Origin of the sequence: Aequorivita sp. 609, assembly GCF_014212065.1 — a bacterium.
Lineage (GTDB): Bacteria > Bacteroidota > Bacteroidia > Flavobacteriales > Flavobacteriaceae > Aequorivita > Aequorivita sinensis.
In genome coordinates this window covers 171,924-188,215 of record NZ_JACJVM010000006.1, presented here as the reverse complement: position 1 = coordinate 188,215, position 16,292 = coordinate 171,924, and the positions used below count along the sequence as shown (strand labels likewise).

10 protein-coding genes and 1 tRNA gene are annotated in these 16,292 nt (G+C 35.2%); 6 read left to right on the top strand and 5 right to left on the bottom strand.

Going from position 1 to position 16,292, the window contains the following annotated elements:
* Positions 1-24: 24 nt before the first annotated feature.
* On the bottom strand, positions 25-2,235 hold the full coding sequence (locus tag H4O20_RS04245) for a carboxy terminal-processing peptidase (RefSeq protein ID WP_185098380.1): 2,211 nt from the start codon (positions 2,233-2,235) through the stop codon (positions 25-27).
* Positions 2,236-2,405: 170 nt separating this feature from the next.
* On the opposite strand from H4O20_RS04245, the gene surE reads away from it, so the two are divergent.
* The 4 genes from surE to H4O20_RS04225 all read left to right on the top strand — a co-directional run bounded on the left by surE (position 2,406) and on the right by H4O20_RS04225 (position 5,219).
* Positions 2,406-3,185 carry a 5'/3'-nucleotidase SurE gene (surE, locus tag H4O20_RS04240; protein ID WP_185098379.1) on the top strand — a complete coding sequence of 260 codons (780 nt, stop codon included), beginning with the start codon at positions 2,406-2,408 and terminating at the stop codon, positions 3,183-3,185.
* Positions 3,186-3,253: 68 nt separating this feature from the next.
* Complete coding sequence (locus H4O20_RS04235) at positions 3,254-3,541, top strand: hypothetical protein (RefSeq protein ID WP_139855746.1); 288 nt, start codon at positions 3,254-3,256, stop codon at positions 3,539-3,541.
* Positions 3,542-3,610: 69 nt separating this feature from the next.
* Entirely contained in the window at positions 3,611-4,066 is a 456-nt protein-coding gene (gene coaD, locus H4O20_RS04230; RefSeq protein WP_139855745.1) for a pantetheine-phosphate adenylyltransferase, read from the top strand.
* 82 nt (positions 4,067-4,148) lie between these two features.
* Positions 4,149-5,219: a hypothetical protein gene (locus H4O20_RS04225; protein WP_185098378.1), complete on the top strand. Its 1,071-nt coding sequence runs from the start codon at positions 4,149-4,151 to the stop codon at positions 5,217-5,219.
* Positions 5,220-5,333: 114 nt separating this feature from the next.
* Here the strand turns inward: H4O20_RS04225 and rpsT are convergent, their stop codons facing one another.
* The 3 genes from rpsT to proS all read right to left on the bottom strand — a co-directional run bounded on the left by rpsT (position 5,334) and on the right by proS (position 7,408).
* Positions 5,334-5,585: a 30S ribosomal protein S20 gene (rpsT, locus tag H4O20_RS04220; RefSeq protein WP_139855298.1), complete on the bottom strand. Its 252-nt coding sequence runs from the start codon at positions 5,583-5,585 to the stop codon at positions 5,334-5,336.
* A gap of 28 nt (positions 5,586-5,613) precedes the next feature.
* Positions 5,614-5,685: transfer RNA gene (locus H4O20_RS04215), tRNA-Glu, on the bottom strand.
* Between the two features lie 247 nt (positions 5,686-5,932).
* Positions 5,933-7,408 carry a proline--tRNA ligase gene (gene proS, locus H4O20_RS04210; protein ID WP_185098377.1) on the bottom strand — a complete coding sequence of 492 codons (1,476 nt, stop codon included), beginning with the start codon at positions 7,406-7,408 and terminating at the stop codon, positions 5,933-5,935.
* A 102-nt stretch (positions 7,409-7,510) separates the two neighbouring features.
* Between proS and H4O20_RS04205 the strand changes: the two genes are divergently transcribed.
* Both H4O20_RS04205 and H4O20_RS04200 read left to right on the top strand, forming a co-directional pair.
* On the top strand, positions 7,511-8,569 hold the full coding sequence (locus tag H4O20_RS04205; RefSeq protein ID WP_185098376.1) for a hypothetical protein: 1,059 nt from the start codon (positions 7,511-7,513) through the stop codon (positions 8,567-8,569).
* A gap of 182 nt (positions 8,570-8,751) precedes the next feature.
* Positions 8,752-10,281 (top strand): OmpP1/FadL family transporter, encoded by a 1,530-nt coding sequence (locus tag H4O20_RS04200; RefSeq protein WP_185098375.1) that lies wholly within the window; start codon positions 8,752-8,754, stop codon positions 10,279-10,281.
* A gap of 101 nt (positions 10,282-10,382) precedes the next feature.
* Here the strand turns inward: H4O20_RS04200 and H4O20_RS04195 are convergent, their stop codons facing one another.
* The gene (locus H4O20_RS04195; RefSeq protein WP_185098374.1) at positions 10,383-16,199 is read right to left on the bottom strand and encodes a T9SS type B sorting domain-containing protein; all 5,817 of its coding nucleotides are present in this window, start codon (positions 16,197-16,199) and stop codon (positions 10,383-10,385) included.
* Positions 16,200-16,292: the final 93 nt, after the last annotated feature.

The following is a 16,292-nucleotide window of genomic DNA, read 5'->3' as shown; positions in this document are numbered from 1 at the left end:
GTCTTCTAGAAATACTCGAAAGTACTAGTTTTTAATATCCGCTACTTTTTTAGCTTTTATATTATTAAGTTTTAAGTCTTCTAACACGTGGATAGCTTCTTCAACATAAATATCTTTACTTAAGCTTTTATGCCATCTCTTACGTTTTTCTGAAAGCGTTGTATCTTGTTTCATCAATTCAACTTCATAAGGCAAAGATTTAAAAGTTAGCTTATTGTCATACTTATCAATTGCCTCAAAACGTTTACTTATTTCTTTACGTTTTTCAATTTCGGCAGTATAATCATTAAAGTTAAGATTCACTTCCTTTTCATCTCTGCGCTCTTTAATCCACTTCGCATTTTCATCTATTAGTTGCAACTGCTCATTTTTAGCCATTCTAGCTTTACTGTTATCAATGGTTTCTTGAAAACCAATATAGCCATCCCAAATATCATACTTAGCCGCATCAATTTTATCATAAGGTAGTGGGTTTGGGTAATCACGCTCCCCTATATCGATATAACTGTAACGATCTGGCATAACAACATCACTATTTACACCTTCTAATTGTGTTGAACCACCATTAACTCGGTAGAATTTTTGTGATGTAATTTTTATAGCTCCTAAGTCTCCTATATCATTGTTTCTGACCCATTGGTTTAAATCTACAACATTTTGCACAGTACCTTTTCCGTATGTTTGTTTGCTACCAATTACAATAGCTCTTTTATAATCCTGCATAGCAGCAGCTAAAATTTCTGAGGCTGATGCAGAGAGTTCATTTACTAAAATTACTAAAGGACCGTCCCATACAATTTCGTTGCTTTCATCTTCTAAAACCTCTTTTTTACCTGCTGAAGAAACCTGAACAATTGGTCCTTTCTTAATAAATAACCCAGCAATATCCACAGCAGTTCTCAGTGATCCACCACCGTTATTTCGAAGGTCTAACACAAGTCCTTCCATTCCTTGTTCTTTTAAACGTAGAATTTCTTTTTTAACATCGGAGGCAGCATTGCGCTCTTTATAGTTCTCCATGTCGAAATAAAACTGAGGTAAATTTATAAGTCCGAATTTGCGACCGTTATTTTCTATATATGAAGATTTAGCATACGTTTCTTCAAGTTCAACTACATCGCGAGTAATAACTTTATCTGAAATAGTTCCATCAACATTCTTTACTGTAAGTGTAACTTTAGTTCCTTTTGGACCTTTAATTAGTTTTACAGCATCATCTATACGCATACCAACTATGCTTACCGATTCATTTTCTCCTTCTTGCTTTACTTTAAGGATAGCATCACCAACTTCAATTTGTTCACTTCTCCAAGCTGGTCCTCCACTTATTACCTCAATTACCGTTATGTAATCGTTTTTCTTTTGAAGTCTAGCCCCAATTCCTTCTAGTTTTCCAGACATTTGAAGGTCGAAACGATCCTTATCTGGCGGTGCGAAATAGTTGCTATGTGGGTCAAACTCTTCAACAATAGTATTTAGATAAATTGCAAAATAATCTTTACGCACAAGATCTTTTGTGAAATCGAAATATTCATCTAATGATGTCTTTGCAGTTTCTCGAGCCTTTTGCTCTAGCTCAGCCATAGATTTTGGTTCGAATGGCTCTTCAGAGGTTTCACTCGATTCTTCTTCATTTTCGTCATCATTATCTTCCACTTCAGCATTATCATCGTTATCGGTTTTATCTAAAGCTTTTTGTTTAGTTTTTTGCTCTTCAACATAGTCGTAATAGCTAGAAAGTGTTGTAAACTTTAATTGCTGTTCCCAACGAGCCTTTAAAGCTTTGGTTGACGTAGCATATTCGATATTATCGTAATCTACATTAATAGTTTCTTTTTCCTCAAAATTGAAGGGCTTGTCTAAAACTTCAGGGTAGATTTTCTTCACATCTTCCATTCGTTCTTGGAAGCGATTATATACTAAATTGAAAAAAGATAAATCTTTATTCTTTATTTGGTCGTCAATTTCAGTTTTGTACTTACTAAACTCTTCAATATCTGAAGCTAAAAAGTATCTTTTTAAAGGATCAAGGCCTTTAATGAAATTTTCAAAAACATCAGCCGAAAAAGCATCGTCGATAGCCTTTGGGTCATAGTGTCCTTTTTCAAGAACATAAGTTATAAGATCGAGTAATAATTTATCTTTATCCGGGTTTTCAAATTCTTTAGTTGTGAAACTGCAAGAAGCTACAGAAACAAAAACTGCCAAAAATAAAACTTTAAAATTCTTCTTCATTATCCGCATAGTAAGGGTGTTGATTTAAGAGTGTCTAAATTATACAAAAAACCGTGCCATTAAACTATTTTGCTACTAATATTTTGTTAAACAGCCATTATTGATTGAGAAACAAGGATTCTTATTTCAAATTTAATAAATGTACTTTTGTGTCTTCAAAATTTTAATGAATGACAAACAAAAGACCACTTATTTTAGTAACCAATGACGACGGAATTAACGCTCCTGGCATAAGAGCATTAATTGAGGTTATGAACACATTAGGGGACGTTTGTGTGGTTGCACCAGATTCTCCACAAAGTGGAATGGGACACGCTATTACCATAAACGACGCTTTGTACTGTAATCGTATAAATATAAATAAAGACGAGCCACAAGAAGAGTATAGCTGTAGCGGTACTCCTGTAGACTGTGTAAAAATTGCAGTAAATGAAATTTTAGATCGAAAACCTGATTTATGCGTTAGTGGTATTAACCACGGAAGCAATTCGTCTATCAATGTTATATACAGTGGCACTATGAGCGCAGCGGTTGAAGCTGGAACTACCGGAATTCCGTCTATTGGTTTTTCTCTTTTAGATTATTCGTTAGAAGCAAATTTTGAAGCCTCAAAAAAAATTGTAAAAGCCATTGCTGAACAAACGCTTAAAAACGGACTTCCTAATGGAGTGGTTTTAAATGTTAATATCCCAAAGCTTAATTCTTCTGAAATAAAAGGGATGAAAGTTTGCCGCCAAGCAAATGCCTATTGGCAAGAAAAATTCGACAAACGGACTAATCCCCTAGGGAGGGATTACTATTGGCTTTCTGGTGAATTTGTTAATCAAGATAAGGGACAAGATACAGATGAATGGGCTTTAGAAAATGGGTATGTTTCAATTGTACCGGTTCAATACGATTTAACAGCCCACCATGCTATTAAGGTAATTAATTCTTGGGATTTACAGTAAGATTTATTGGATGTAAAACACTAGATAATTAGTGATAATACAATTGTTATAATATTTATACACAACGAATGAAACCACACGTAAAAGAAATTTTAATAGGACTAATAATAGGCTTACTGGCAAATGTTGCAGGAACCTATCTATATATCTTCTTTTTTTCTGATTTAGAAATTGAAGATACAATCAAAGCTGCATTAGCCAATGATTTTCTAGGTAGTTTAATAGCCTTAGGAGCCGTTTTAAATTTAATAGTTTTCTTTATTTACCTTAAGAAAAACCAAGTTTATAGAGCAAGAGGAGTTGTTATGGCAACAGTAATTGCCGCATTAGTAATCTTATATACAAAGTTTCTATAAAATTATAGCTAGTTTTTCTTTAACTCATTAACTTAGTAATTCAATAACCTAAAATTAAAATACAAAAGAATGAGACGTGCAGTATTTCCTGGAACTTTCGACCCTATTACACTTGGACACTTAGACATTATTAATCGTGCACTACCCCTATTTGATGAAATAATTATTGCTATTGGTGTTAATGCCGATAAAAAAACAATGTTTACTTTGGAAGAACGCTTGAAGTTTATTGAAGACATCTTTAAATATGAAGAAAAGGTAAGCGTTGAAAGTTACTCTGGTTTAACAGCTAAATACTGTATAGAGAAGGGTGCTCAATTTATTGTTCGTGGTTTGCGAAATACTACCGATTTAAATTACGAGCAGCCAATAGCTCAAACCAATTACCAAATGGCGAATGTTGAAACTATATTTTTAATCTGCTCTCCTGAGGTTTCTAATATCTCATCTACAATAGTAAGAGATATTATGCGAAATGATGGCGAATACCAACATTTAGTACCGAATTCAGTTAAAAAAAATTAATTGCTTAATTAGATAAGTTTAATCATTTTATTTTTGCATATACAACTTATCTTCAATACCTTATAGAATCAATTTAGCTAAAATGATTGGCTATCGAATTCTATATTATTCTTTAATAGCAATGCTAATATTATCCTGTAATAAGGATGATACAGGACTATCTTCTTCTACCTCCACCAATCAAAACCCTGTAGCATTTATAGAGCCTGAACTAAAACCCTTCGTAGAGAGTTTTTATGTCGAAATGGAAGAACGTGGCATAAACTATAGGAATAGGCCGCTATCTGCAATTTTTGTAAATGAGCTTTCTGCTCCCAATAGCACTCAATTTTGTGCATATGGTTACCCAAATTTAAATGGGATAGCTACTGTAGAGGTAATTAAAAACAATGGATGCTGGTTATCAAAAAACCACACAGAGCACGAAAACTTGATCTACCATGAATTAGGTCATGCACTAATGAGCAAGGGCCATACCTACTCTTTATTCCCAAACGGCTCACCCACCTCAATTATGTGTTCTTCAGAAGTTGCCGATAATTACAGAGTTTATAACAAATATCAAAGTGATCAAAAAACATATTATTTAAACCAACTTGCTTCTGGTATTACGACGGAACCAGATTGGGCTGGTGAAAAATATTACAGTGAAACCTTGGAGATTGATACTTTTGATAATTCTATAGATGGATGGGAATCTGATACAGAGTATAGCACTAACAATTCATATACTTTTTTTATTGATGAAAATCATGCAACCTCTCCCCCTTATGCCCTTGGAATATCAAACACTGGAAGTAATAATCCTGATGCTGTAGGATATTGGTATAAGTATTATGATATAACCAACTTTAGCAATTGTTCAAATGTAGTAGTGAGTGCAGATATTATTGTGGATAATTTGACAGAGGGTTATTTCGGTTTAGTAATAGATTTTATAGAATATCCAAGCCCGGGAATTCCTTTGCGCTTTGGAAGATATTATAATTTAACCACAGAAAATTCTACAAATTTAATCTTATACGAAGACTTTAAGGCAACGGCTATTTGTTTGACAGAGGAAGTTCAAGCTCTTAAAATACATTTTTATTTAAAGAGTACAGCCCAGACATCTGTGTATTTAGATAATTTAAAAATAGATTTATATGAATAGCATACATAAAACAGAGGTTTTATTTTTAATAGCTCAATAAAACCGAAAAGTTATTCTATAAAAAAACCCTTTCAGTTTCCTGAAAGGGTTTTAAAAATTTTAATTAATCTAGAATTAAAGCGCAGCTACATGCTTAGCCATATTCGACTTCAAGTTAGAAGCTTTATTCGAATGAATAATATTCTTCTTAGCCAATTTGTCGATCATAGAAACAATTGAAGGGAACATTTTCTCAGCTTCCGACTTATCAGAAAGCTCTTGAAATCTCTTCATGGCATTACGAGCAGTTTTATGCTGATAACGGTTACGCAAGCGTTTAGCCTCGTTGCTTCTAATTCTCTTTAATGCTGACTTGTGATTTGCCATTGTATTTTTATTTAATTCTAAATTTTTGTAGTCCGTAGGGGAATCGAACCCCTGTTACCAGGATGAAAACCTGGCGTCCTAACCCCTAGACGAACGGACCATTACATTGTTTAATGCGGGTGCAAAAATACACCTTTTTTTTAATGTTCCAAATCCTTTTTAAAAAATTTTTAAAATTTTAATCAGGATTATGAAAAAGAACTTTTTTAATCAATCTCCCCTGTTCGAAAACAAAACTAATTGTCTAAAATAACCGGTTTAATCGTGCATTATATTTTCAAATGCGGGTGCAAAAATATACCTTTTTTTCAATACTCCAAAATGTTTTGAAAAATTTTTTGAAAAAATTAATATGCTTTTGCAAAAAGCACTTTTCCAGTCGATGGTTTACCTGTAACCATACAAGTTCCCGCTACCTTCTCACCATCTAAAGGAATACATCTAATTGTAGCTTTTGTTTCGTTCTTAATTTTCTCTTCAGTTTCTATAGTTCTATCCCAGTGGGCTAGTATAAAACCTCCTTTGGTCTCTAAAACCTCTTTAAACTCTCCATATGATGACACCTCGGTTGTATTCTCTGTTCTGTATGCAACAGCTTTATCAAAAAGATTTTTTTGAATTTCATCCATTAAAGACTTCACCTTTTCAACTACATTTTCATTAGAGATGAATTCTTTTGTTAGCGTATCTCTCCTTGCCAATTCTACAGTACCCTTTTCAACATCTCTAGGACCAATTGCAATACGCACAGGAACTCCTTTTAATTCGTATTCATTAAACTTCCAACCTGGCTTTTGAGTATCGCGGTTATCGTATTTTACTCTAATACCTTGCGACCTAAGTTTCTTCATTAATTCTAAAGCAACTTCGTTTACTGCTTCAAATTCTTCATCTTTTCTATAAATAGGAACGATTACAACTTGATCTGGAGCCAAATTTGGAGGCAACACCAATCCGTTGTCATCACTATGTGTCATAACTAAAGCCCCCATTAAACGTGTAGACACACCCCAAGATGTAGCCCATACGTAATCTAACGCACCATCTTTTGCGGCAAATTTCACATCAAAAGCCTTAGCAAAATTCTGACCTAAAAAGTGAGATGTTCCCGCTTGAAGCGCCTTCCCATCTTGCATTAAAGCTTCAATACAATAAGTTTCTAAAGCACCAGCAAAGCGTTCACTTTCAGTTTTAGTTCCTTTTACTACTGGTATAGCCATAAAGTTTTCAGCAAAATCCGAATATACATTCATCATTTGTTCTGCTTCTGCTATAGCTTCTTTTTTAGTGGCGTGAGCAGTATGCCCTTCTTGCCATAAAAACTCGGCAGTACGTAAAAACAAACGTGTACGCATTTCCCATCGCACCACATTTGCCCATTGGTTTATCAATAATGGTAAATCTCTATAAGATTGAATCCACTTTCTATAGGTATCCCAAATAATAGTTTCCGATGTTGGACGTACGATTAATTCCTCTTCTAGTTTAGCATCTGGATCTACAACAATTCCGCTTCCATCCTCAGCATTCTTTAATCTATAATGAGTAACAACTGCACATTCCTTAGCAAATCCGTCAACGTGACTTGCCTCTTTACTGAAATAAGATTTTGGTATAAATAAAGGGAAGTAAGCATTTTGATGTCCTGTTTCTTTAAACATTCTATCCAATTCAGCTTGCATACGCTCCCAAATTGCATATCCGTATGGTTTAATCACCATACAACCTCTCACAGCTGAGTTTTCAGCTAGGTCTGCTTTGATTACCAGTTCGTTATACCATTTCGAGTAATCTTCTTCGCGTGTAGTTAATTTCTTTGCCATAGGCCGGGTTTTGGCACAAAAGTTGCACCTATGTTAAATGATTAGTTATTGTCCGCAAAACTACTTATTTTTATAATGTCCAACAATTAAATTACCCAAGATATGTTCACTCAAAAATTCAATATAAAACGTTTCACCCCGATAGCATTTGCAGGAGCTTTAGTCCTTTTACTATCGTCCTGTGGAACTCACAATAACGGCTATTACGACTCGGATGGTATTTATGCATCGGGAAATCAATCCCGCACTGAAAGCTACGACGACAACCCATCGAGCGAAAAAGCTAATTACTACCAACAATACTTCAAAAGCAAAGCTGAATCCATTTCAGAGATGCCTGAAGAGGGCGCTATTTTTACTGATATCGAAGCCTACGCTACTACAGAGCGTTTAGACGATGAAGGATATATAGTTATTGAAGATAATTACGAAGATGAAGGTTATGGCGCTTGGGGAAGCAACACAGAAAATATTACTGTAAATATTTACAACTATGGCGGACATGGATATGGCTTTTATCATAGGCCTTACTGGTATGGTGGATATTGGGGACACTCTTATTACACACCTTTTTGGGGAATAAATTATGGTTGGGGTTATCCTTATTATGGATATGGATATGGTTACGGATATGGTTACCCGTATTATGGATATGGCTACTACCACCCGCACTATTACAACAATTATTATTACAATAACCACTATTACAATGGTGTGTCATATAATCGCGGACGAAGAAATACTGACTACAGTAGATCACAAGCTCGTGGACGATCTAACAATGTTTCAACCAGAAACTCGTCTTATAGCAGATCAGAAACTACTCGCAGAATAAATAGAAATAGTGTTCGCGCGAATTCTAATACGCGCTCATCAAACAACAGCACTATTAGAAGTGGAAACACACGTTCAAACAACACTAGGTCAACACCTGTTATTAGAAACAACAGAAATACAAAACCTAGCGCTACTCCTACAATTCGAAACACACGTACCAATAGAAATAGTAGTTACTCACAGCCTACAAGAAGTAATAGCAACACTACAAGAAATAGTACATTCTCTTCTCCTTCAAGAAGTAGTAGCTCTGGTTCTATGAGAAGTTCTGGTGGCAGCACTCGTTCTAGTGGAGGCTCAAGAAGTAGCGGCGGAAGAGGATAACATTAAACGCTATGGTTTATATAAAACTCATCGATTATAGTATTTATCACTAGCGTAGAATATCCTTAATAACGGAATATCAATTTCAAAATTCTAACAATGCCCATTAAACATTTCATCTTTATTCGAAATGCTTATTTTGGGCATTATCTTTTAATAAAATTTTAATCAATATCATCAAAATGAAAAGAATTGCATTATTAATAACATTAAGCATCTGTTTTGCAACTTCTCAAGCTCAAGACATATCAGACGGTTTGCGCTATAGCAGCAACCAAAACCTTGGAACAGCTCGATATACAGCTTTAAGTGGTTCAATGGGTGCCTTGGGTGGCGATTTTTCTGCCATCAGTTCAAATCCTGCTTCGGGAGCAGTTTTTTTAACTTCTACCCTTTCACTTTCTTCGGCTTTCAACAACATAAATAATAGCAGCAATTATTTTAACAATGAAGAAGAGGCTTCTAAAACTGATTTTTCTCTAAATCAATTAGGTGCTATTTTCGTGATAAACAATGCAAATGAAGAATCCTCCTTTAAAAAGTTTACTATTGGATTAAATTACAATCAGTCAAACAACTTTGAAAACCAGCTCTTTATTGCAGGAACTGGAAATAACACTATCGGTAATTTCTTTTTAGAACAAGCGCAAGGAATGCCTTTAAACCTATTAGACTTAAGATCTGGAGAAACAATTACAGATCTATATCAATACTTAGGTGAAACTGAAGGTAGTGCAGCACAAAATGCTTTTTTAGGCTATCAAGGTTTTCTATTTGACCCTTTAGATCCTGGTAATCCCTTAAATACTGAATACATTTCAAATATAGCCGGAGGAGTATTTAACCAGGAATACTCATATCTTTCACAGGGATACAATAGTAAGTTTACTATTAATTTTGCCACTCAGGTTACAAATAACTTATACTTTGGAGCAAATATAAACACCCACACTATTGAATACGACCAAAGTACATTTCTATTAGAAAAGAATAATAATCCGGGCTCTATTGTAAGAAGCGTAGGATTTGAGAACAACCTTTCGGTTACAGGCTCTGGTATCTCTGCTCAAATAGGTGGTATTGCTAAAGTAGCAAACAATCTTAGATTAGGATTAAGCTTCGACACTCCTACTTGGTATCAGATAGCTGAAGAAACAACTCAATCTCTTAAAAGCAGTCGTGTTTTTGAAGGAAAAACGCTTAATGAATATATAGATCCAAGAGTAATTAATGTTTATGAAGATTACAACCTTAAAACTACTGCAAAGGTTACTGCAAGTGCCGCTTATATTTTTGGTCAAAGCGGATTAATAAGCTTTGATTATTCTTATAAAGATTACTCTTCTATTAAATTTAGCCGTTTAAACAATTATTATGACCCATATTTTGATATGATGAATAACAATATTAAAAATACTTTAAAAGCAGCTTCTAAATTTAATGCTGGTGCAGAATACCGTATTAATCAATTAAGCTTACGAGGAGGGTTTCACTATGAAGAAACTCCTTATAAAAATAGTGAGGTTATGGGAGACTTAACAGGGTTTTCTTTAGGTGCAGGTTATAATTTTGGACGATTTAATGCAGACATTGCATATTCTCGATCAGAACAAGAAAGAAACCAACAATTGTATTCTATTGGATTAACTGATACCGCTTTAATAAACTCAGTTTACAACAACTTTATATTGTCATTGAGTTTTAATTTATAATTACAAAACCATTTTATAGACTAAACACATATAGTTCTTTGAAAGCAAAAAGCCTCCACATTACGTAACGTGGAGGCTTTTTGTTTATTACTCTATTATACTTATCGTTTTAAGGTGAAATGTCCTGTAAACACTTTCGGCATATCATCTTCTTTATACTCAACTCTAAACCAATAATCACTTGAAGGCATTGGTTTTCCGTTAAACGTTCCATCCCAACCTTCTCCAATTGGACTTAACTGTTTTAGAAGTTTTCCGTAACGGTCAAAGATGAAAATCTTAGCAGTAGGATCTGCAGTTCCAATTCCAATAATATTCCAAGTATCGTGGTAGCCATCTTCGTTTGGAGTAAAATATAATGGATAATCAACTACTCCAACTTCAATAGTTACGCTTCCACATCCGTTTACATCTCTTATAGTAACAGTATGTATACCTGGTGATACTCCCTCGAAAACATTATTTGTTTGGAAAGGCCCATTATCTAGTTGATATACATATTCTCCTAATCCTTCAGCAGAAACTTCAATGGCATGTGGGTTAGCAAAAGCGGACGTTATAACTTCAGCACTATAAACTAAAGGTGGAGATGAAAGGACAACAGTTGTTACAGCCGTAATTTCACATCCCGAAGCTATTTCGGTTATAATCACACTATACTCACCTGCTTCTAATGCTATTATAGAAGCTCCAGTTTCACCTGGAATCATAACACCATTCAACATCCATTGGAAGGTATAATTATTAGGATTTAGCCCCGTGTCGATTAATGGAGGAGAAGTCTGGCCATCTTCGTTTTCAATAGGATTGCCATTCTCATCTACACATAACCTGTATTCGTCTTCTAAATTTACTTTAGGTAATTCTTGTACTTTTAAAATAACCTCAACTACTTCAAAACATTTTGGGTCGTATTGGTTTTCGCTATTGGTCACTCTAGCATAAATCACCTGAGGATTGATTACGTTATAGTAAGGGAATGAAATTGCGTTTATATTATTTAAAGCATTTTCATAAGTTTCAAAATAACTAATCAAATAAATGTTTGGATCTTGTCCAGCTAATATTTGATTACGAAGCGTTACAACATCAGGATTCGTTAGGTCTTCTAAATCAAATTCGGCGATGCCATCATTTGCCTCAAAGTTGTCACACACTATAAGTGGATTAGGTGTGTTTGCAATAGCGCCTTCTTGAACAATTAATTCAAAACTTTGATTTCCACCTATAAAACAACCCGTTAGTGAATTTTCAATTCGCGTGTAAATAGTTTGTGGAGACTCTGGGTTACCAGCTAAATCTCTGTTTTGATGTGCTGTCGTATTTACAATTTGATTAATTCCGTTGGCAGCATCAGTAGCATCCAAATAAAAACTAACCATTAAATTAAAAACTGATTGCTCTCCTAATATTTCTGGAATCTTAGTGGTTAGATCGAATTCTGCTACACCATCTGTATTAATTTCACATATAATATAAGGTGAAACTATAGCACTATCATCTGGTACAGGATCCACAATCAATTCAAGTTTTACAATTTCAAAACAAGAACTATCAGGATTACTTCCTTTAACATATATAGTCTGTGGATTGCTAATATTTTGATAGCTTTCTGGGTTTGGAATTTGATCTACTCCGTTGAATGCATTGTCGTAACTTTCGTAATACGTAACATCCCATGCACCACCATTAAGAATTTCGTCTTCTCTTATAGTTAAATCAAATATTTCAACTTCATCATCAGGTCCAGGACCAACCACAATATTCTCATCACACAATCTTATAGGTTGTGGCTCAACTAAGTCTGGATTAGGCAACACTCGTAACAATAATGTAGTAAATGCAACACAGTCTGTTGAACCATCTTCTACTCTTACATATAGAGTTTGTGGGTTTACAGTGTTAACGAATGCAGTATCCGGATCAATTTTACTGGTATTATTTTGAGCATCGTTTTCATTCAAAAAATAACTAACTCCCATTCCTGGAGCACCATTAGTTATTTCAGAGTTCTTAAGCGTTAAATCAAATGTTGTAAACCCATCGTTTATAGGACCTAAATCCTCACAAAGCTCAAAAGGAGTAGGATCTACTATAGATACAGCCCTAGATACAATTAGCGTAAACTTTCCTACAGTATAGCAATCAGATCCATCGATATAAGCCAAACGAACAAAAATATCTTGTGGGTTTGTAACGTTTGTATAAGTTTCGGGTACACCAATTGGATTCAGTCCTGATTGAGCATCTTCAAGAGTCGTGTGGTACGACAATTCAAGTTGCGTAGGATCTTGTGAGCCATAAATTAAAGGTTCTTGCACCGTTAAATCAAATTCCGCAAAACCATTACCATCAGGATCACAAGCTATCAAGTCTGGTAAATCTAATGGTACTATCGGACTTGGTTTTACAATTAAATCTAATGGCACTACTTTAAAACATCCACTTGTATTTGGTGGTAAATCAAAAGAAGCTCTTGCGTAAATCGTTTGGTTAAAAGCAACAATATTTTGAAATGGAGACGCCAATGGGAAAGTTCCATTATTTGCATCGATTAAAGTTTCGTGATAAGTCACCACTATAGAAGGATCCCCTCCTGCAATTTCATCGCTTTTTAGGGTCAAATCAAATTCGGCAAAACCATCGTGGTCTACGTCACATACTTCTAATGGAGTAGGCTCTACAACTGTAGGAACAGGAAGCACCTTTAGAAGCAACTCTGTAGTTGCCACACATCCGGTTTGACCTTCTACAGCCACGTAAATTGTATAAGGTGTGATTCCAAATCCACCACCATCAACTGGGTTAGTGTAAGTTGTTGGGTTTGGAATTGGATTGTCATTTTGTAAATCAACTAAAGTTTCAAAATACTTAACAGTTAATGTAGCATCGCCATTTGTGATAAATGCGTTATTAGTTGTAAGATTGAAAGTTGAAATTCTATCCGTATCACTTCCACTTTCCAAATCATCACAAAGCTCCATTGCATCAGGATCTTGAATTATTGGGAATTCACCTAGAATCACATCAAACTCATTGATTCTTGCACAAAGAGTGATATTGTTTTCTAAGCGAACCCATATTGTTTGGCCAGAACTCGTAAAAGCATTTGGAGTTAAAATAGGATTTTGGCCGTCTATGGCTTCTTGTAAAAGGGTGTGATATGAAATAGTAAAGTCGGTCGTTGATTGAGTTCCATAAACAAAAGGAGTGTTTATAGTAAGATCAAATACTGCTTCACCACTTCCATCCTCATCACACGCAAAAAGATCTCCAAATTCCGAAGTAGGTTGATTCGGCAATGGGTTTACAATTAGTGTAAGTTCAACAACAGCGAAACAACCTGACGAAATATTTTCTACTCTAGCCCAAACGGTATCAGTATAAGGGACATTATTTAAATATGGACCAGTAATTTCACCAGCTCCACCTGCTTGGGCAAGTGCTTCCAATGGGTAATACTTAACTATTACACCTGGTTCACCTCCTATTATTTCGTCGTCTTTTAAGGTAAGGTCAAATTCTGCAAAACCATCGTTATTATCATCACATACTTCTAAAGGTGTTGGCGCAACAGGTGTAGGTAATTGATCTACTACAAGAGTTAGCGTAACTAGTTTTTTACAACCAAAACCGTTAGAAACACGAGCAATTAGAGTTTGCGGATTACTAGGGGCTGGTGGAATTGCTCTGTTTTGATATGCTTGTGGATTTGCAATTGGATTGTCTGCCAATTCATCAGCTGCAGTTTCGTACCAGGTAACAGTTACGTTAGTATTCCCCCCAGTAATTTCAAAATTTCTTGACGTTAAATCGAATGTACTAAGCTGATCGGTTGGTGTACTTCCATTTACCGTATCATCACATAAATGATAATCTTGAGGCTCTATAGCAATAGGCTCTGGATCCACAAATAATTGAAGCTCTACAATATCATAACATCCAAAACTTCCATTATTAGGTGTTGTGTTAGTAGCATTTCCTACGCCGAGAACATAAATTGTCTGAGTGTTGATTGTTTGATTTGTGAAAGCTCCTGGTGTAGCAATTGCTTGTGAGTAGTTAGGAGCAGTAAGCGCTACCTCCCCAGCATCAATTGCCTGCTGTTCATTCACATAATAATATAAATCGTATTGAGTTGGATCTAATGATCCTAAAATTTCTGAAGCTTTTGAGGTTAAATCAAAAACTGCATATCCATCTTGGTCATCATCACAAATACGATAAGGTGTTGGCACGGTTAAAATTGGACTGTCACGAACCTCTAATGGCAACTCAACAATGTTATAGCAACTTGTATTTCCACTTATTACTCGTGCATATACACGGTCGTTATAAGGGTTACGGTTTTCATAAGGGTCCATCAACTCGCCCTCATTGGTTTGCGCATCCAAATAAGTGTAGTGATAAGTAACTGTAAGTGCTGGGTCACCACCTGTAATATCGTCATCTGCATCATGAAGTGTAAACAAAGTAAACCCATCATTACCTGGGTCACAAGCTATCAAGGCATCAGGAGTAGAATTCACAGTTGGAGGACCATCCAAAATAATATCGAATTGAGTAGTTTCAAAACAAGTATTGTCGTTGTTATTTTGTACTCGAGCATATATTGTTGTAGGACTTGCTGCCACTGTATAAGGCTGCGGTAAAGAATTTGTTCCATCATTAGCCTCCCCTTGCGTACTGTGATAAGTAACTGTATAATTTAAAGGGTTCTGACCATCTAGAATTGTTGCTGAGAATACAGCTTCTAGATTAATCACTTCTTGGCCATCCTCATCTTGGTCACATAAGTAGTGTGGTGAAGTTGGTGCAGTAGCTGTAGCACCTTCGTAAGTCAATTCAAATGTATCAATTGCATAACAATTTCCTTCTTCATTTTCAATGCGAACCCATATTGTTTGATTTGTCCCCACAATAGGGTAAGCATTAGCTGGATTAATTGGATTAAGACCAGATTCTGCCTGTAATAAATTTAAATGATATGTAATTAAAAAGTTAGGGTTTTGAGCTCCCAAAACAACGTTGTTATTCTGAGTTAAATCGAAAATACCAGGTGTGGAACCATTATCACAAATTGAAAGATCCAAAGGAGGGTTGGCAATAATTGGTTGCGGATTAGTAATAATTTCAAATTCTTTAATTTGATCGGTTCCAAGAGGAAAACTTATTGTAACTCTATAATCACCCCCATCAGTAACTGTGATAGTTGGAAAATCCCCATTAAATATGGTCACAAAACCAGTTCCATCATCATATTCCCATAAATAGTTATTAGCTCCTTGTATCTCAGCATCAATAACAAATTCGTCACCCACACATCCTGTTTGCGTAGTTACAATAGAACAGTCTGTTGAACCACTATTTGGATTTCCCGCATTGGTTTGTTCTAATTTTATAAAACCTGGATTTCTATTATAATTGGTTATTACAAGTACATATATTTCACCAGGTTGGGCATTTGCAATAGTAAAATTCTCGATAGGTTGAGCTGAATAACTACAAGCTATTTCATTAAAAGCTTGAAGTTGTGTATAATCACAAAGATCATCCCCCTGCTGAAAAGGTCCCCACGCAATAAAATCAACATCTAATCCCTGGCCTATGGGGTCACCATTTGCATCAAAAGCTGTGTTCTGGACGATTTCAAAATCTAACCTTCCTGCCTGATCTACTTGTAAATAAAACCAAGCTGGATATGGCTGGGTAAACAAACATCCGTAATCTGGACCTGCCTCTGCGGTAGGATTACAATTTGGATCTTGATCATTACAATTTGGGAAAATTAACGCTTGGTCACCAGCACAAAATGGCTCGATTGTTGCACAAGTACTGCCTTGTGCAAAAGCAGACAATCCTGAAAATAAAAAGGAGATTATTAATACTAATAAATACGGGGAATTTTTCTTTATCATCTTACTAGGGTATAATGGGCGGGAAATTAAGAAAATTTTATGAAACCACCTTGTGAGTTTTATTAAAAATATAAAGACACGCTTTTCATATAC